The sequence below is a fragment of the Aminobacter niigataensis genome, assembly GCF_946995915.1.
GTDB lineage: Bacteria > Pseudomonadota > Alphaproteobacteria > Rhizobiales > Rhizobiaceae > Aminobacter > Aminobacter niigataensis.
Map to the genome: position 1 here is coordinate 4,297,066 of NZ_OX341517.1, position 17,990 is coordinate 4,315,055.

Annotated in this window: 16 protein-coding genes; 6 read left to right on the forward strand and 10 right to left on the reverse strand. The window is 64.2% G+C overall.

Annotated elements, in window-relative coordinates:
• Positions 1–47 precede the first annotated feature (47 nt).
• From O1Y97_RS20955 to O1Y97_RS20965, 3 genes are all read right to left on the reverse strand, one after another.
• Positions 48–830 (reverse strand): ATP-binding cassette domain-containing protein, encoded by a 783-nt coding sequence (locus O1Y97_RS20955; RefSeq protein ID WP_318762250.1) that lies wholly within the window; start codon positions 828–830, stop codon positions 48–50.
• Entirely contained in the window at positions 830–1,912 is a 1,083-nt protein-coding gene (locus tag O1Y97_RS20960) for an ABC transporter permease (RefSeq protein WP_318762251.1), read from the reverse strand. Before O1Y97_RS20960 ends, O1Y97_RS20955 begins: the two co-directional genes overlap by 1 nt.
• 102 nt (positions 1,913–2,014) lie before the next feature.
• Complete coding sequence (locus O1Y97_RS20965; protein ID WP_318762252.1) at positions 2,015–3,046, reverse strand: sugar ABC transporter substrate-binding protein; 1,032 nt, start codon at positions 3,044–3,046, stop codon at positions 2,015–2,017.
• 313 nt (positions 3,047–3,359) lie between these two features.
• Here O1Y97_RS20965 and O1Y97_RS20970 point away from each other — a divergent pair, with 313 nt between their 5' ends.
• The 4 genes from O1Y97_RS20970 (at position 3,360) to O1Y97_RS20985 (ending at position 7,254) form a co-directional block, all read left to right on the forward strand.
• Positions 3,360–4,508, forward strand: a complete 1,149-nt coding sequence (locus O1Y97_RS20970; RefSeq protein WP_404801213.1) for an ROK family transcriptional regulator — start codon at positions 3,360–3,362, stop codon at positions 4,506–4,508.
• A gap of 2 nt (positions 4,509–4,510) precedes the next feature.
• The gene (locus O1Y97_RS20975) at positions 4,511–4,957 is read left to right on the forward strand and encodes an RbsD/FucU family protein (RefSeq protein WP_318762254.1); all 447 of its coding nucleotides are present in this window, start codon (positions 4,511–4,513) and stop codon (positions 4,955–4,957) included.
• The gene (locus O1Y97_RS20980) at positions 4,954–5,877 is read left to right on the forward strand and encodes a carbohydrate kinase family protein (protein WP_318762255.1); all 924 of its coding nucleotides are present in this window, start codon (positions 4,954–4,956) and stop codon (positions 5,875–5,877) included. Before O1Y97_RS20975 ends, O1Y97_RS20980 begins: the two co-directional genes overlap by 4 nt.
• Positions 5,878–6,111: 234 nt before the next feature.
• On the forward strand, positions 6,112–7,254 hold the full coding sequence (locus O1Y97_RS20985; RefSeq protein WP_318762256.1) for a DegT/DnrJ/EryC1/StrS family aminotransferase: 1,143 nt from the start codon (positions 6,112–6,114) through the stop codon (positions 7,252–7,254).
• 15 nt (positions 7,255–7,269) lie between these two features.
• Here O1Y97_RS20985 and cysQ read toward each other — a convergent pair whose 3' ends face one another.
• From cysQ to cysD, 3 genes are read right to left on the reverse strand one after another with little or no spacing between them, the layout of a single operon-like run.
• Positions 7,270–8,124 carry a 3'(2'),5'-bisphosphate nucleotidase CysQ gene (cysQ, locus tag O1Y97_RS20990; RefSeq protein WP_318762257.1) on the reverse strand — a complete coding sequence of 285 codons (855 nt, stop codon included), beginning with the start codon at positions 8,122–8,124 and terminating at the stop codon, positions 7,270–7,272.
• Positions 8,075–10,012, reverse strand: a complete 1,938-nt coding sequence (gene cysN, locus O1Y97_RS20995; protein ID WP_318762258.1) for a sulfate adenylyltransferase subunit CysN — start codon at positions 10,010–10,012, stop codon at positions 8,075–8,077. Before cysN ends, cysQ begins: the two co-directional genes overlap by 50 nt.
• 2 nt (positions 10,013–10,014) lie before the next feature.
• Positions 10,015–10,920 (reverse strand): sulfate adenylyltransferase subunit CysD, encoded by a 906-nt coding sequence (cysD, locus tag O1Y97_RS21000; RefSeq protein ID WP_318762259.1) that lies wholly within the window; start codon positions 10,918–10,920, stop codon positions 10,015–10,017.
• Positions 10,921–11,193: 273 nt separating this feature from the next.
• On the opposite strand from cysD, the gene O1Y97_RS21005 reads away from it, so the two are divergent.
• Positions 11,194–12,636: a DUF2793 domain-containing protein gene (locus O1Y97_RS21005; RefSeq protein WP_318762260.1), complete on the forward strand. Its 1,443-nt coding sequence runs from the start codon at positions 11,194–11,196 to the stop codon at positions 12,634–12,636.
• Positions 12,637–12,645: 9 nt separating this feature from the next.
• Here O1Y97_RS21005 and O1Y97_RS21010 read toward each other — a convergent pair whose 3' ends face one another.
• Together O1Y97_RS21010 and O1Y97_RS21015 are read right to left on the reverse strand one after the other, a co-directional pair.
• A complete protein-coding gene (locus O1Y97_RS21010) occupies positions 12,646–13,653 on the reverse strand; it encodes an NAD-dependent epimerase (RefSeq protein ID WP_318762262.1) in 1,008 nt (335 codons plus the stop codon).
• An 84-nt stretch (positions 13,654–13,737) separates the two neighbouring features.
• On the reverse strand, positions 13,738–14,331 hold the full coding sequence (locus O1Y97_RS21015; RefSeq protein WP_318762263.1) for a biotin transporter BioY: 594 nt from the start codon (positions 14,329–14,331) through the stop codon (positions 13,738–13,740).
• Positions 14,332–14,454: 123 nt separating this feature from the next.
• Here O1Y97_RS21015 and O1Y97_RS21020 point away from each other — a divergent pair, with 123 nt between their 5' ends.
• On the forward strand, positions 14,455–15,363 hold the full coding sequence (locus O1Y97_RS21020) for an MBL fold metallo-hydrolase (RefSeq protein WP_263007808.1): 909 nt from the start codon (positions 14,455–14,457) through the stop codon (positions 15,361–15,363).
• A 2-nt stretch (positions 15,364–15,365) separates the two neighbouring features.
• Here the strand turns inward: O1Y97_RS21020 and O1Y97_RS21025 are convergent, their stop codons facing one another.
• Both O1Y97_RS21025 and O1Y97_RS21030 read right to left on the reverse strand, forming a co-directional pair.
• Positions 15,366–16,184, reverse strand: coding sequence for a DUF1499 domain-containing protein (locus tag O1Y97_RS21025; protein ID WP_263007809.1), 819 nt, complete (start codon positions 16,182–16,184; stop codon positions 15,366–15,368).
• A gap of 134 nt (positions 16,185–16,318) precedes the next feature.
• On the reverse strand, positions 16,319–17,956 hold the full coding sequence (locus tag O1Y97_RS21030; RefSeq protein WP_267322045.1) for a fatty-acid--CoA ligase: 1,638 nt from the start codon (positions 17,954–17,956) through the stop codon (positions 16,319–16,321).
• Between the last annotated feature and the right edge of the window lie 34 nt (positions 17,957–17,990).

The following is a 17,990-nucleotide window of genomic DNA, read 5'->3' on the forward strand; positions in this document are numbered from 1 at the left end:
CGCGTCAATATCTCGCGACGCGGAGACCTAAGGTTGTGGCCGGCCGGTCAGGCAGCGATTGCAGCCTCCGGAGGTGCCTTGGCTCCGGTCATGAACGCCACCGCATCCGACATTGTGTATTCCTTCGGGTCGATGACCGTCAGCCTGCGGCCGAGGCGGTGGATATGGATCCGGTCGGCGACTTCGAAGACATGCGGCATGTTGTGCGAAATGAGCACGATCGGCAGGCCACGCCGCTTGACGTCGAGGATCAGTTCGAGCACGCGCCGGCTTTCCTTGACGCCAAGGGCGGCCGTCGGCTCGTCCATGATGACGACCTTCGAGCCAAAAGCCGCGGCCCGTGCCACCGCCACGCCCTGGCGCTGGCCGCCGGAAAGTGTTTCGACAGCCTGGCTGATGTTCTGGATGGTCATCAGGCCAAGCTCCGTCAGCTTTTCGCGGGCCCGCCTTTCCATCGCGCCCCGGTCGAGCATGCGGAACCAGTTGCCCATGATGCCGGGCTTCCGGATTTCGCGGCCGAGGAACATGTTGTCGGCGATCGACAGCGCCGGCGACAGAGCGAGGTTCTGGTAGACCGTCTCGATGCCGGCGTCGCGGGCCTCCATCGGCGCCTTGAAGTGCACCGGCTTGCCTTCGAGGCGGATCTCGCCTTCGTCAGGGGTAATGGCTCCCGAGATCGCCTTGATGAGCGACGATTTGCCGGCGCCGTTGTCGCCGATCACAGCCAGGATTTCGCCGGGATAGAGGTCGAAATCGGCCTGATCGAGTGCGGTGACGCGGCCATATCGCTTGACCAGGCCGCGTGCGGTGAGAAGAGGTTCGGTAGCCATCAGCCTGCAACCTTTCTGATCCACTGGTCGATTGCGACCGCGATGATGATGAGAGTGCCGATCAGCAGATAGGTCCACTGCGGGTCGGTGCCGATGAGCCGAAGGCCGAGTTGGAACACGCCGACGATCAGCGCACCGAACAGCATGCCGAGGATCGAACCGCGGCCACCGAACAGCGAGATGCCGCCGATCACCACTGCGGTGATGGATTCGATATTGGCGAACTGGCCTGCGGTGGGAGAAACCGAACCGATGCGGCCGATGAGCATCCAACCGCCGAGAGCACAGATCAGCCCGGAGATGACATAGACCGAGATAAGAACCCTGTTGACGCGCACGCCGGAGAGCTGGGCGGCCTCGGGATCGTCGCCGATGGCGTAGACATGCCGGCCCCAGGCGGTGTGGTTCAAGATGTACCAGAGGACCGCCACCAGGAGCACCATGGCGACGACGCCATAGGTGAAGACCGCATTGCCGAGGCGGAAATTGGCACCGAAGAACTGGAGGATCGGTGCCTGCGTCTCGATATCCTGGGCGCGGATCGTCTCATTGGCCGAATAGAGGAAGTTCGTCGCCAGTACGATCTGCCAGGTACCGAGCGTGACGATGAACGGCGGCAGCTTCATGTAGGAAACGAGCACACCATTCAGCCAGCCGCATAGAGCGCCGACGGCGAACCCGCACAGGATCGCCAGCGAAGGCGGCAGGCCGTAGCGGAAGGTGAATTGCCCCATCACCACCGACGACAGCACCATGATGGCGCCGACGGACAGGTCGATGCCGGCGGTCAGGATGACCAGCGTCTGCGCGGCGCCGATGATGCCGGTGATCGCCACCTGCTGCAGGATCAGCGTCATCGAGAAGGCCGAGAAGAACTTGCCGCCGATGATCAGGCCGAAAAGCGCGATCGAGGCAATCAGCACGATCAGCGGCACCGCGGCCGGATTGGAATGCAGGAAATGCTGGATCTTCTCGATCGGCGAACGCGTATGCGTGTCGAAGCTGGCCACTGACGTGTCGCTGCCCGAGAGAACCTTCTCGAACTCCTGCGGCCGCCTGGCATCTGCCGAAGCGTCAGTCATGTCGATTTCCTCCCATGAGGGATTTGTATCCCCCTTGTAGGAAGGGCGACCAAGGGGCCGCCCTTCGTCTGCAAGAGAGTGTCACGCCGTCAGGCGGTCAGATCAACCCCAGCACTTCTCGAGGCCGGTCTTGACGTCGATGGATTCCACGCCGGCAGCCGGCTTGTCGGTCACCAGCGAAACGCCGGTGTCGAAGAAGTCCTTGCCTTCGGTCGGCTTGGGCTTCTCGCCGGAGTCGGCGAACTTCTTGATCGCCTCGATGCCGAGTGCCGCCATCATCAGCGGATATTGCTGCGAAGTGGCGCCGATGACGCCATCCTGGACGTTCTTGACGCCCGGGCAGCCGCCGTCGACCGAGACGATCAGCACGTTCTTTTCCATGCCGACGGCCTTGAGTGCCTCGTAGGCACCTGCAGCGGCAGGCTCGTTGATGGTGTGAACGACGTTGATGCCGGGATCCTTCTGGAGCAGGTTCTCCATCGCCTTGCGGCCACCCTCTTCATTGCCGTTGGTGACGTCGTGACCGACGATGCGCGCATCGTCCTCGTCGCCGATCTTGTTGGCGTCCTTCACGTCGATGCCGAAGCCCATCATGAAGCCTTGGTCGCGCAGGACGTCGACGGTCGGCTGCGACGGTGTCAGGTCGAGGAAGGCAACCTTGGCGTCCTTGGCCTTGTCGCCAAGCGTAGCTGCAGCCCACTGGCCGATCAGCTTGCCGGCAAGCAGGTTGTCGGTGGCGAAGGTGGCGTCGGCAGAGTCCGCCGGCTCGAGCGGCGTGTCGAGCGCGATGACCAGAATGCCGGCGTCGCGCGCCTTCTTGATCGTGGGCACGATGCCCTTGGTGTCGGATGCGGTGATCAGGATGCCCTTGGCGCCATCGGCGATGCAGGTCTCGATCGCCGCGACCTGGCTTTCGCTGTCGCCGTCGATCTTGCCGGCATAGCTCTTCAGCGTCATGCCGAGTTCGGTTGCCTTGGCGGCGGCACCTTCCTTCATCTTGACGAAGAAGGGATTGGTGTCGGTCTTCGTGATCAGGCAAGCGCCAACCTCGGCAGCCGAGGCAGGCGCGGCAATGCCTGCAAGCGCGGCAACGGCCGCACCAAATACAGTCGTCTTCAGAACTGAAAATTTCATCGGGTACTCCTCCCAAAACCAAACCATGCGAGCCCGATCAGCGGGCATCGCCCCGGATGCTCGTGCACTCTTCCCAGTCGAGTATCCGGCCCTGACGAAACACCAATCGGGACCGGCTGTCAATAATTAAATCACTCTTATTTATTATTGACAGGATTGCAGTCGACCCGCATTCTGTCCCAAAAGAAAATTGCGGATTTTGAGAGAAAACCGCGGAAATGACGGGAGGAAGCCGGTGGAGGCCGGAAGTTCGAGGCATGGTTCGCCGGAAGCTGCTGAAAGCCAGCAACTGCGTGGCACCAATCAGAGCGGCATGCGCGATCACAACGAGCGGCTGGTGCTGTCGCTGGTCAGGCAGAGCGGTGCGCTGGCCAAGTCGGACATTGCGCGCATGACCGGGCTCTCGGCCCAGACCGTCTCCGTCATCATGCGCGAGCTGGAGGTCGAAGGGCTTTTGCTGCGCCAGGAGCCCATCCGCGGCAAGATCGGCCAGCCCTCTATCCCGATGGCGCTCAATCCCGAAGGTGCCTTCTTCATCGGCCTCAAGATCGGCCGGCGCAGCGCCGAACTCGTGCTCATCGACTTTCTCGGCAAGACACGCGCAATGCTGCAGAACTCATATGGCTACCCGACCCCGCGCGACACGATCGACTTCGTCAAATCGGGCATCGCCGAGATGCGCGCCAGCCTGACACGAGAGCAGGACAAGCGCATCGCCGGGCTCGGCGTCGCCATGCCGTTCGAGCTCTGGAACTGGGTCGACACGGCGGGCGCGCCGCGCGAGATCATGGACGAATGGCGCAACCGCGACATCCGCGCCGATCTGCAGGCGCTGTTTTCCTTCTCCGTCTATGTGCAGAACGATGCGACCTCGGCCTGCGGCGCCGAACTGGTGTTCGGCGACATCGGCACGTTGCGCGACTTCGTCTATTTCTACATCGGCGCCTTTGCCGGCGGCGGCGTCGTGCTGAACGGCAGGCTCTTCAGCGGCCCGACCGGCAATGCCGGCGCGCTCGGCTCGATGCCGGTGCCCGGCCCGGGCGGCAGACCGACGCAGCTCATCGATGTCGCCTCGATCGCGGTGCTCGAAAAATCGCTGAACGCGAAGGGGATCGAGGCGTCCTACCTCTGGACCTCGCCCGAGGAATGGAGCGATCTCGGCCCTGAACTCGACAGCTGGATAGCGACAGCATCGGACGCGCTGGCCTATGCCATCGTCGCATCGGCATCGGTCATCGACTTCGAAAGCGCCGTCATCGACGGCTGGATGCCGCCGGCGATCCGCGCCCGCCTGGTGCAGGCGGTGAAGTCGGCCATCGGCAAGATCGACGCCGAAGGCTTGCGCATTCCGTCCGTCCGGGAAGGCACGGTGGGCATCCACGCACGCGCACTGGGCGGCGCCAGCCTGCCGCTGTCCGAACGCTTCCTCATCGGCTCGACGGCACCGTCGCGAGGGGTCTGATCGTGCTCATCGGCATTCCTCCCCTGCTCGGCCCGGATCTGCTGTTTACGCTGCGCGCCATGGGCCACGGCGACGAGATCGCCATCGTCGACGGCAATTACCCCGCGCTCGAGCATGGCCGCCGCGTCATCCGCGCCGACGGCCTCGACCTGATCCCGGTGCTCGACGCCGTACTCCAGGTGCTGCCCGTCGACGATTTCCTGCCGCAGGCGATCTTCCGGTCCTCGGTCAAGGGCGACCCTGCCCGGTCAGACCCGGTGCACGAAGAAATCGAAGCGGTCTGCGCCCATCGCGCGCCCGGCTTTACGGTCGTTGCGCTCGCCGGCGACGCCTTCTACAGCCGCGTCAAGGCGGCCCACACCATCATTGCCACCAGCGAACCAAGACTCTACGCCAACGTCATCATCCGCAAGGGTGTCATCTACCCAAAAGGAACCGGCAAGCCATGATCCTGTGCTGCGGCGAAGCGCTCATCGACATGCTGCCGCGGCAGAGCACGGCCGGCGAACCATCCTTCGCGCCCTATGCCGGCGGTGCGATCTTCAACTCGGCGATAGCGCTCGGCCGCCTCGGCGTGCCCACCGAATTCTTCTCCGGCCTGTCGTCCGACCTGTTCGGCCAGCAGATCCGCGACGTGCTTGCCGCAAGCGACGTCGGCTCGCGCTATGCCAATCTGTCGGGCCGCCCGACGACGCTGGCCTTCGTCCGGCTCGACAACGGCCATGCCACCTATACCTTCTACGACGAGAACACCGCCGGGCGGATGCTGACCGAGGCCGACCTGCCCGCACTGGCCGACGACATCGACGCCCTGCTGTTCGGGGCGATCAGCCTGATCCCGGAACCCTGCGGTTCGGCCTACGAAGCGCTGATGAAGCGCGAGCACGGGAACCGGGTGACGATGCTCGACCCGAACATCCGGCCTGGCTTCATCCAGGACAAGCAGGCGCACCTCGAACGGATGCAGCGGATGCTCGGCATGGCCGACATCGTCAAGCTTTCCGATGAAGACCTGGCCTGGTTCGGCGAGACAGGCAGCCATGAAGAGATCGCGGCCGACTGGCTGCGCAAGGGACCCAAGCTTGTTATCGTCACCAAGGGCAGCAAGGGTGCCACCGCCTACAGCGCCCGGCACACCGTCTCGGTGACACCCGAAAAGGTAACAGTGGTCGACACGGTCGGTGCCGGAGACACCTTCAACGCCGGCGTGCTTGCCGCCCTGCACGAACAGAATGCCCTGACCAAGAGCGCTATCGCCGAGCTTTCGGAATCAGCCATCGAAGCAGCACTTTCGCTCGGTGCGCGGGCAGCGGCGGTGACCGTGTCGAGAGCCGGTGCAAACCCGCCATGGCGGCGCGAACTGGCCTGAATCAGGCGTTTTCCGGCGATTTCGCCGATCACTTTATGTTTCGCATCGCCAAGCCGGCTCAGCGGGCGGCGCGGGAAATCCCATGTTTTCCGCCAATTTGAGCGCGAAATCGCTGCAAGCGAAAGTAACAAGAACCGCAGCCGCGCCATGGATGCCGCAGGGGGCTCGGCTTTTTCGGACTCATCAACTCTGCTATCAGCGGCCCGAAGAAAACGATTGGGTTTTGGGGCCATCATGCAGTTCATCGATCTCGGCGCGCAGCGCGAACGAATCCGCGACCGTCTGAAGGCGGCTATCGACAAGGTTGTCGACGACGGCCGCTACATTCTCGGGCCTGAGGTCACCGAATTCGAGAACCAGCTGGCGAAATATGTCGGCGTCAAGCACGTCGTCGCCTGCGCCAATGGCACCGACGCGCTTCTGTTGCCGCTGCTGGCCTCCGGCATCGGCCCGGGCGATGCGGTGTTCGTGCCGAGCTTCACCTTCGCCGCGACAGCCGAGGTTGTGGCTCTTGCCAAGGCCGAGCCGGTCTTCGTCGACATCGAACCCGACACCTACAACATCTCGATCGAGAGCCTCGAAGCGGCGATCGCCATGGTCAAGGCGGAAGGCCGCCTCAAGCCCAAGGCGATCATCCCGGTCGACCTGTTCGGCATCGCCGCCGACTATGCGGCGATCGACGCCATCGCCAAGCGCGAAAATCTCCTCGTCATCGAGGACGCCGCCCAGTCGATCGGCGGCTCGCAGGACGGCAAGATGTGCGGCGCCTACGGTCATGTCGCCGCCACCAGCTTCTATCCGGCCAAGCCGCTCGGCTGCTACGGCGACGGCGGTGCGATGTTCACCAACGACGACGAGTTCGCCGAGCGGCTGCGCTCCTTCGCCTTCCACGGCAAGGGCGAGACCCAATACGACAACATCCATGTCGGCCTGAACTCGCGCCTCGACACGCTGCAGGCAGCGATCCTGATCGAGAAGCTGGCGATCCTCGAAGACGAGATGCAGGCCCGCGCCGCCGTCGCCAAGCGCTACGCCGACGGCCTAGGCGACGTGGTGAAGGCCTCGCGCGCGCCGGCCGCTGGCCGCTCCGCCTGGGCGCAATATGCCATCGAGACCGCCGACCGTGACGGGCTGAAGGCACACCTGCAGGCGCAGGGCATCCCTTCGGTCATCTACTATGTGAAGCCGCTGCATGTGCAGGTGGCCTACAGCCACTACCCGCGTGTACCTGGCGGCCTGCCGGTCTCCGAGGCAGTCCCGGGCACCATCCTGTGCCTGCCGATGCATCCCTATCTCAGCGAAGCCGACCAGGACCGGATCATCACCACGATCCGCAATTATGTCGGCTCCAACTCGGCCAAGATCGCAGCCGAGTAAGACGCTACTTCCCGATCAGAACATGAAGGCCGGGTCGACGATCCGGCCTGTCGAGACGAAGTGCGGGTTGGCGAAATCCTCGTCGTCGGCCTGGTTGCGCTTGCCGTAGACGAGCGGCGCGCCGTCGAGGGTGTGGGTGATCCCGCCGGCCGCGCGCAGGACGGCATCGCCTGCGGCGGTATCCCATTCCATCGTCCGGCCGAAGCGCGGGTAGATGTCGGCCTCGCCGGCAGCCACCAGGCAGAACTTCAACGACGAACCGACAGACACGATCTCCGCAGCCGCGACCTTCTTGATGAAGGCATCGGTTTCGGGCGTCCGGTGCGAGCGGCTGGCGACGATGGTCAGCGGCTGGCGGCCCTCGCGCACATGAACGCGACGGCGCTCCGAGACGGCCTTGCCGTCACGGGCCTCGAAGGCTTCCGCCCTGCCCGGCCGGCCTGAGAAGAAGCGTCCCGTGCATGGCGCGTAGACCACGCCGATTTCCGGCGCACCGCCCCTGATCAGGGCGATGTTGACGGTGAAGTCGGTATGGCGCCTGACGAATTCCTTGGTGCCGTCGAGCGGATCGACCAGGAAGAAGACCTGGCCGAGCTCGGGCGGCACGATACCCTCGGCCATCTCTTCCTCGGCAACGCACGGCACATCGGGAAACGCCGTGCGCAGGCCCTCGAGGATCACGCGTTCCGCCGCGCGATCGGCCTGGGTGACGGGCGAGGCGTCGGCCTTGTCCGTCACCGAGATGTCGGAATGGAAGACTTCCATGACCGCCCGCCCGGCATCCAGAGCCAGGCGTTCGATCACTTCGAGGATGGCCTCGTCAGATGCCGCCGCCGTCGTCGTATTGGTGTTCTGCAATGTCTCGCTCATTCAGCCAGGCCTCGACCGCCTCGACCATTTCTTCAGGGGTCTTGCCGAGGGTCTGGAGATGAATCTCAGGATTCTCCGGCGTTTCATAGGGCGAATCGACACCGGTGAAATTCTTGATCGCACCAGCCAGGGCACGCGCATAGAGACCCTTCGGGTCGCGCTTGGCGCATTCCTCGAACGGCGTGTCGACAAACACCTCGACGAACTCGCCTTGCCCCATCAGTTCGCGCGCCATGCGGCGCTCGGCACGGAAGGGCGAAATGAACGAGACGATGACGATCAGGCCGGCATCGGCCATCAGCCTGGCGACTTCGGCGACGCGGCGGATATTCTCGACGCGGTCCTCGTCAGTGAAGCCGAGATCGCGGTTGAGCCCGTGGCGGACATTGTCGCCATCCAGCACATAGGTGTGGCGCCCGGTGGCGTGCAGCTTCTTTTCCAGCAGGTTGGCGACCGTCGACTTGCCCGAGCCAGACAGGCCGGTGAACCACAGCACCGAGGGACGCTGGTTCTTGAGGTCGGCACGGGCGTGACGGGTCACGTCGAGCGACTGCCAGTGGATGTTTTCCGACCGGCGCAGCGGATGCAGGATCATGCCGGCGCCGACGGTGGCGTTGCTGATCCGGTCGATCAGGATGAAGGCGCCGGTGGTGCGGTTGTCGGCGAAGCTGTCGAATGCGACCGGCGACTGCGCCGAAATGTTGCAGACGCCGACCTCGTTCATCTCCAGCGACTTCGCCGCCTCATGGGCAAAATCGTTGACGTTGATGCGGTATTTGAGGTCGGTGACGGTGGCGCTGGCCTGGTCGGTCTCGGTGCGCAGGATGTAGGAACGCCCGGGCAGCAGCGCCTGCTCGTCGAACCATACGACATTGGCGGCGAACTGGTCGGCGACATGCGGCCGTGCCGCAGGTGCCACCAGCAGATTGCCGCGGGAAACCTCGACCTCGTCTTCGAGCACGATGGTGATCGCCTGGCCGGCAACCGCCGTGCGCAAGTCACCGCCCTGGGCGACGATGCGCTTGACCGTCGACGGCTTTCCCGACTTGGCGACGACGATCTCGTCGCCCTGCGAGATCGAGCCTGAAGCGATTGTGCCGGCGAAGCCGCGGAAATCGAGATTGGGCCGGTTCACATATTGCACCGGGAAGCGGAACGGGCGTTCGGCCGCCTCTTCCTCGACGACCACGGATTCAAGGTGTTCGATCAGGGTCGGGCCCGAATACCAGCCCATCTTTTCCGAGCGCCGGGTGACGTTGTCGCCAAAGCGCGCCGACATCGGGATCGGCACGACAGACTTGAAGCCCAGGCTCTCGGCGAAAGCGGCATATTCGGCCGTGATGCGGTCGAACACCTTCTGGTCGAAGCCGACGAGGTCGATCTTGTTGACCGCGACGACGATGTTCCTGATGCCGAGCAGCGAGGCGATGATCGAGTGGCGCCGCGTCTGGCGCAGCACGCCCTGGCGCGCGTCGACCAGCACGATGGCAAGGTCAGCCGTCGAGGCGCCGGTCGCCATGTTGCGCGTGTATTGCTCATGGCCGGGCGTGTCGGCGACGATGAACTTGCGCTTCGGCGTGGCGAAGAAGCGGTAGGCGACGTCGATGGTGATGCCCTGCTCGCGCTCGGCTTCCAGCCCGTCGACCAGCAGCGCGAAGTCGACATCCTCGCCCGTGGTGCCATGCTTGCGGGAATCGCGCTCCAGTGCTGCAAGCTGATCCTCGAAGATCTGCTTGGTGTCGGACAACAGGCGGCCGATCAGCGTCGACTTGCCGTCATCGACCGAACCGCAGGTCAGGAAGCGCAGGAGCGACTTCTGCTCCTGGCCGGCGAGATATTCGCGGACGCTTTCTGCAGCCTCGACCTTGTTTGCCAATGCGTGGCGCATGCTCAGAAATACCCTTCGCGCTTCTTCTTTTCCATCGAGCCGGCTTCGTCGCGGTCGATGAGGCGTCCCTGCCGCTCGGAGGTGCGAGCGGTCAGCATTTCGCTGACGATGCCTTCGAGGCTGTCGGCATCGGATTCGATCGCTCCGGTGAGCGGGTAGCAGCCCAGCGTGCGGAAGCGCACCAGCCGGTTCTCCACCACCTCGCCCGGATTGAGCTTCATGCGATCGTCGTCGCGCAGGATCAGCATGCCGTCGCGCTCGACCACCGGACGATGCTTGGCGAAATAGAGCGGCACGATCGGGATGTTTTCCTGCAGGATGTACTGCCAGATATCGAGCTCGGTCCAATTGGACAGCGGGAAGACGCGGATCGATTCACCAGCGGCCACGCGGGTGTTGAAGATCTTCCACATCTCCGGGCGCTGGTTCTTCGGGTCCCAGGCATGCTGGGCGTTGCGGAACGAGAAGATGCGTTCCTTGGCGCGCGACTTTTCCTCGTCGCGGCGGGCACCGCCGAAAGCCGCATCGAAGCCGTATTTGTCGAGCGCCTGGCGCAGGCCGACCGTCTTCATCACATGGGTATGCGTGTTCGAGCCATGGTCGAACGGGTTGATGTTGTCGCGGACCCCGTCCGGGTTGACGTGCACCAGCAGGTCGAAGCCGAGTTCGCGCGCCATGGTGTCGCGGAACTCGATCATCTCGCGGAACTTCCATGTGGTGTCGACATGGAGGAAGGGAAACGGCGGCTTGGCCGGATAGAAAGCTTTCATCGCCAGATGCAGCAGGACCGAGGAATCCTTCCCAACGGAATAGAGCATCACCGGCTTGGAAAAAGTGGCTGCGACCTCACGGAAGATGTGGATCGCCTCCGCCTCGAGACGGTCCAGGTGAGTCAGTCTGGCAAGCATTGAAAAGCCTTCGGAAAACGTTCCTTGGCCGCGGCTCTGGAGCCGAAACGACCTGTTGCGCGCATTGTCCCTGCAAGCAGGAGGCGCCTCAAGCAGCGCAAGACCAAATTTCGCGGCCTGCCAAGTCAGTTTTGCCCCACGCGTCACATCTTCGGGAATGCAATTCCACCGCATGCCAAAACAGGGCTCGGGACGTGGATAGACACGGCCGTTTTTCCACCCCCTTCCGGGGTCGCCCTATCATTGCGCGAGAGCCAACGACAGGAGCCCGCCTTGGAACAAACGACCAACCTGAAAATGCCCTTCATCATGCCGTCGCAGGCACAGAAGCACGTCACCCACAACGAGGCGCTGCAGGCGCTCGACGTCGTCGTGCAACTCTCGGTGCTCGACCGGAACCTGGCGGCGCCCCCTGCCTTGCCTGCAGAGGGCGATCGCTACATCGTCGCCGCTGCTGCATCCGGCGGCTGGGCCGGCAAGATCGGCCAGATCGCCGCCTGGCAGGACGGCGCCTGGGCCTTCCACGTCCCGGTCAAGGGCTGGCTTGCCTGGGTCGCCGACGAGCAGCGCATCCTTGCCCATGACGGCACCGGCTGGGTCGACACCGTCGCGCTCGGCGTCAATCCGGCAGCCATGGTCGGCGTCAACACGACGGCCGACACCAGCAACCGGCTGTCGGTGAAGAGCCAGGCGGTGCTGTTCGACAATCTCGGCGCCGGCCAGCAGGTCAAGATCAACAAGGCAACCGCCGGCGACAACGCCTCGCTGCTGTTCCAGACCGGCTATTCCGGCCGCGCCGAGTTCGGCCTCGCCGGCGACGACGACTGGCATCTCAAGGTTTCTCCCGATGGCGGCGCATGGACCGAGGCAATAAAGGTCAACCGTTCAGACGGGCGCGTGCTTTTACCGGCAGGGCTGGCCCTGACCGACCAGAACCAGGCGGTGGCGAAGCGCCATGTCCGCACCGCCAACCGGAGCTATTTCGTCCGCACCGACGGTTCGGACGGTAATAACGGGCTTGCCAACACCAGCGGCGGCGCGTTCCTGACGATCCAGAAGGCGCTCAACGCCGCAGCAAGCCTCGACATGGCAGGCTTCACGGTCACCATCCAGGTCGCCGACGGCACCTATAGCGACGCCATCATCGTCCCGGCGATGACCGGCCAGGCCGGCCCATCGGCGCTCGTCATCGCCGGCAACGGTGGAACGCCGGCCAATGTGATCGTCTCGACCAGCAATGCCAATGCCATCAGCGCGCCTGCCGGCACGGGTTGCCTGATCAAGGACATGGAGGTCAGGACGACGGCCAGCGGCTTCGGCCTCGACGCCGACGGCGGCACGCTGCGGTTCCAGAACGTTCGTTTCGGCGCCTGCGCCCAAGCGCATATCCTATGCCAGAACAACGGCGCGGCGACCGCCACCGGCAGTTACGCCATCTCCGGCGCATCGCCAATGCATTGGTCGGCGCAGACCGGCGGGATCGTCAACACCGAGGGCCGGACGGTCACGCTTGCAGGAACGCCGGCCTTCGCCACCGCCTTTGCCTCCTGCCAGCATGGCGAGATCGCCTGCGCCGGCATGACATTCAGCGGTGCCGCGACCGGCACGCGCTACGGCACGACACTCAACGGGGTCATCAACACCGCAGGGGGCGGTGCGACCTATCTTCCCGGAAGTGTGGCCGGCGTTGCTGCGACCGGAGGCCAGTATGCCTGAATGCGCTGGTTATTGGACGCGGTAGTACCGGCCGTACCAATCGACAAAGCGCAGCAGGCCCTCCTCGATCGGCGTGTGCGGAAGCTCGCCGATCAATGCCTCGAGGTCGCTGACATCGGCCCAGGTGCTGAGCACGTCGCCCGGCTGCAGCGGCATGAAGTTCTTCACCGCCTCGCGGCCTGTCGCACGCTCGAGAATACGGATCATCTCCATCAGATGTTCCTTGCGGCGGTTGCCGATGTTCATGACCCGGTGCGGCGCCCAGCTGCCCGACGCGCCGCCAGCGGCGATGTCATAGTCGGGATCGGCCTTCGGCGGCAGATCGATGAGGCGCAGGATGCCCTCGACGATGTCGTCGACATAGGTGAAGTCGCGGTACATATCGCCATTGTTGTAGATGTCGATGGTCTCGCCGGCGAAGATGGCGCGGGTGAACTTGTAGTAGGCCATGTCGGGCCGCCCCCACGGCCCGTAGACGGTGAAGAAGCGCAAGGCGGTGGCCGGCACGCCAAACAGATGGCTGTAGGTGTGCGCCATCAATTCGTTGGCCTTCTTCGTCGCCGCGTAAAGGCTAACGGGGTGATCGACGCCATCGCGCGGCGAATAGGGCTGCTTCTTGTTGCCGCCATAGACCGAGCTCGACGAGGCGTAGATCAGGTGCTTCGGCTGCGTTGCGCGGCAATTCTCGAGGACGTTCAGAAAGCCGGTGACATTGGCATCGACATAGGCCTGAGGATTGTCGAGCGAATAGCGCACCCCGGCCTGCGCGGCGAGGTTGATGACGACCTCCGGGCGGCATTCGAACGCCGATTTCACCGCCGCCGCGTCGGCGAGGTCGGCCCGTATGAAGCGGAAATCGTTGTTCTCCGCCAGGATTTCCAGCCGAGAACGCTTGAGCGAAGTGTCGTAATAGTCGGTGACGCTGTCGAAGCCGACAACGTCATACCCCTCCGCCAGAAGCCGCCTGGCGACGTGGAAGCCGATGAACCCGGCGGTGCCGGTGACGAGAACAGTCATGATCCCAATGCTCTTCAAATGCAAAACGCCCTGGCCTTTCTAGAGCCGGGGCGTTGCTAAAACCAGCATGCGGTTGTCGGCCGATCAACCCTTCTTGGGAAGCAGCGCCCAGATCGCCGGAACGGCGGCGGCGGCGAGCGCCACCTTGATCAGGTCCGGCACGATGAACGGCACGACGCCGAACTGCCACGACTTCTCGGCACCGATGAGCAGCGACAGCCAGGAGAAGCCCATCGCCATCATCACGACCTCGGCGACGAGCATGGCACCGAGCATCTTGACGATGCTGCGGCCCCAGCCGCGGTCCACTGCCCAGCCGACGATCGCCACCATGGCGACGAAACCGGCGAGATAGCCGCCGGTCGAGCCGAGCATGTAGGCAATGCCGAGGCCCTTCTCGGGCGTGCTCTGGAACACCGGATAGCCCATGGCGCCCTGCGCCATGTAGAGCAGGATCGTTGCAAGGCCGAGACGCAGGCCATAGGCTGCGGCTATGCCGAGGACGGCGAGCGTCTGCAGCGACATGTCGACGGGTCCGAGCACGACCTTGGTCTTGGCCGAGGCGATCAGCAGCAGCGAACCGGCTACGGCCAGAAGAAGCTGAGTCGCCAGGCGCGTCGCGCCCTTTTCGGGCAATGCCGCAGAGATAAGCGCGGTGGAACTGCTGGATACGGACATGTAAATCCCCTTGTAATGCGCGTGCCTAGACACGTCAGTCGTGGTTTTCCCTATATTGTCTTCCGTGCTAAGCGGCAAACGAATTTGCCACTGGCTCCTCGAACTCACAGATATCGGCCGGCCATGTCCCTCGACCTCGACACACGCTTCGATCCCGCCTACGGCCAGCCGGTCCCGGTCGCCGAGGGCGTCGCACGGATAACCGCCAACAATCCTGGCGCCTTCACCTTCCACGGCACCAACAGCTACATCATCGGCCATGACACCTTGGCAGTCCTCGATCCCGGCCCAGCCGACGACGCCCATCTGGAGGCGCTGATCCGCGCCATCGCCGGGCGGCCTGTCAGCCATATATTCGTCAGCCACACACATCGCGACCACTCGCCGCTCGCCGCGCGCCTCAAGGCCCTGACCGGCGCGGTCACGGTAGCCGAAGGGCCGCACCGGTCGGCACGGCCGCTGCGGATCGGCGAGGTCGCTCCGCTCGATGCCAGCAGCGATACCGACTTCGTTCCCGACCTCGTCGTGGCAGACGGCCAGCTTGTCGATGGCGATGGCTGGCGCATGCGCACGGTGCTGACGCCCGGCCATGCCGCAAATCACGCCGCCTTTGCACTCGAAGGCACCGGCGTCCTGTTTTCGGCCGACCATGTCATGGCCTGGTCGACCTCGATCGTCGCCCCGCCCGATGGCGCGATGTCGGACTACATGGCCTCGCTCGACAAGCTGATCGCGCGTGAAGACCGCATCTACCTGCCCGGCCATGGCGGTCCGGTGGTGTCGCCACCGTCATTCGTGCTTGGGCTGCAGGCGCACCGCAGGATGCGCGAGCAGGCCATCCTCGAACGGCTTGGCGCCGGGGACCGCTTGATCCCCGATATCGTGCGCGCGATCTATCGCGACACCGATCCCCGGCTCTACGGCGCCGCCGGGCTCTCGGTTCTCGCCCATCTCGAAGATCTGGTCGGGCGCGGCGAGGCCGTCAGCAACGAAGCGCCGGCGATCGACAGCGTCTATTCGCCGGCAAGATAGGATTATTGTTCGGGCTTTGCGGTTGTTGCCGTGCCAGCCTGGGCGGCAATCTCCTGGTCGAGCTCGGTCAGGAATGCCGTGATCCGCGCGGCATTGTCGCCGAGGTCGTGGCGACCGTAGCGCGAGGCGGAGCGCATGTCGACGAAGGTCGAATCGCCGTCATCGACCAGCCGAATCGCCACGTCCGATGGCAGGGCCAGAATGAAAGTCCGCGCCACTGCTTCGATGTCGACCTCGCCGCTGGCCTGCTCGGCAGCCGGCGGCGGCACGACGACCTCCCAGCCCTGTCGTCCCAGAACCGCCGTCACGCTCTCCAGAACCCGGTCGAGCGACAGGTCGTAACGGCGTCCGGCGACCAGCGGATAGGCCTGGGCCTGCAAGGCGCGCTCGCCTGCCGAGGGCAATTCCAGACTGTTCATCAACGGCGTTCGCAACGACACCGCCGCCGTCAACGCCGGCGGAACCTCGGCATCTGTCGAGATGTCGCGCAGCATCGGCAAGGTGGCGATCTGATAGGCGACGAAGCCAAAAGGCGTGAGAACGGCGAGCCCCAGCAAGGCACCGGCGGTCAGGTCGTGGCCGCCGCGATCGCCAAATTTCCACAGCCGCGAAAAGGCAAAACCTGACAGCAGCAACGCGAAGGCGGCGAGCAGGGCAACGATGCCAAGCACCCAGAAGAACGCCGTGGTTTCGACCAGGCCGCGGCGATGGCCAAGCACGGCGGTGATCAGCAGCACCGCGGCGAAGGACGCCATGCCGCGCGAAAGCCCGGCCGAGCGCGTGGTACGCTGCTCATGATATCTCGACTGGAACTCGACCATGGAACCCCGTACCCACCTGCAGTGTCGCAGCGCCGCCGTCCCCACGGCGAAAGTTGCTGCTGCAAACTAGAGGGTTTCCTGCGGCGGTTGAAGCGGAAAGGCGACGCTTGCCGCCGTCCCGCACATGAACCTGCTTACCCTGCGGTATCGGATGGCAGCCGATAGTCCTTGAACCTCTCGCGCAGCGCCATCTTCTGGATCTTGCCGGTTGCCGTGTGCGGGATCTCCTCGACGAAGGCGACATCGTCCGGCATCCACCATTTGGCGACCTTGCCGTTGAGGAAAGCCAATATGTCGGCCTTGTCAGGCTCCCTGCCCGGCTTGCGCACGACAACCATCAGCGGCCGCTCGTCCCAGCGCGAATGCTTGACACCGATCACCGCCGCCTCCTGGACGTCTGGATGCCCGACGGCGAGATTTTCCAGCTCGATCGAGGAAATCCACTCGCCGCCCGACTTGATCACATCCTTGGAGCGATCGGTGATCTGCATGTAGCCGTTGATGTCGATATGGGCGACGTCGCCGGTGTCGAACCAGTCGTCGGCATCGAACTGCTCGGCGCTGGCGCCGCCGAAATACGAGCCGGAGACCGCCGGTCCACGCACCTTGAGCCTGCCGAACGTCCTGCCGTCCCAAGGCAACTCATTGTTGTCGTCGTCGGTGATCTTCATCTCGACGCCGAAAGGCGTGTAGCCCTGCTTCTGCTGAAGGTTCAGCCTGTCGTTGCCTTCGAGGTCGTCATATTCCGGCTTGATCGTGCACAAGGTGCCGAGCGGCGACATCTCGGTCATGCCCCAGGCGTGGATGACCTCGACGCCGTAGTTGCGCTCGAATTTTTCGGTGACCGTGCGAGGGCAGGCCGAGCCGCCGATCACCACCTTGTTGAGATGCGGCAGTTTCTTGCCGGTCTCTTCGAGATGCTGCAGCAGCATCAGCCACACCGTCGGCACGGCCGCGGTGAAGGTGACGCGTTCGGTGTCGAGCATTTCGTAGATCGAAGCGCCGTCCATCTTGCCGCCGGGCATGACGAATTTCGCGCCGACCATCGGCGTGCTCTGGGCAAGGCCCCAGGCGTTGGCATGGAACATCGGCACGACAGGCATGACCACGTCGCGCACCGAAATGCCCATCGCATCCGGCATCACCGCGATCATGGCGTGGAGCACGTTGGAGCGGTGGCTGTAGACGACGCCCTTGGGATCGCCCGTCGTGCCAGAGGTGTAGCACATGCCGGCTGCGGCATGCTCGTCGAGCGCCTTCCAGACGTAGTCGCCATCGGCCTCGGCCAGCCACTCCTCATAGGCGGTGACATTGGGCAGCGTCGTCTGCGGCAGGTGGGCGGCGTCGGTCAGGACGATGACGCGCTTGAGCGAAGGCACCTGTGGCGCGATCTTTTCGACCAGCGGCACGAAGGTCAGGTCGACGAACAGCGCCTGGTCCTGCGCATGGTTCATGATCCAGACGAGTTGTTCGGGAAAAAGGCGTGGGTTGAGCGTGTGGTAGACCGCGCCCATGCCCATGATGCCGTACCACGCCTCCATGTGCCGCGCGGAGTTCCAGGCCAGCGTCGCGATGCGGTCGCCAAGGCGGTAGCCGTCGCGCTCCAGCCGCTGGGCAACCTTCAGGGACCGCGTGCGCAACTCGGCATAGTTGGTACGGACGATGGGCCCCTCGATCGACCGCGACACGATCTCCCGGTGCGGATGCTGCCGTGCGGCATGGTCAATGATCTTGTGGCACAGCAGCGGCCATTCCTGCATCAGTCCAAGCATGCGGATCCTCCCAGATCATATGCAACCATTCTGG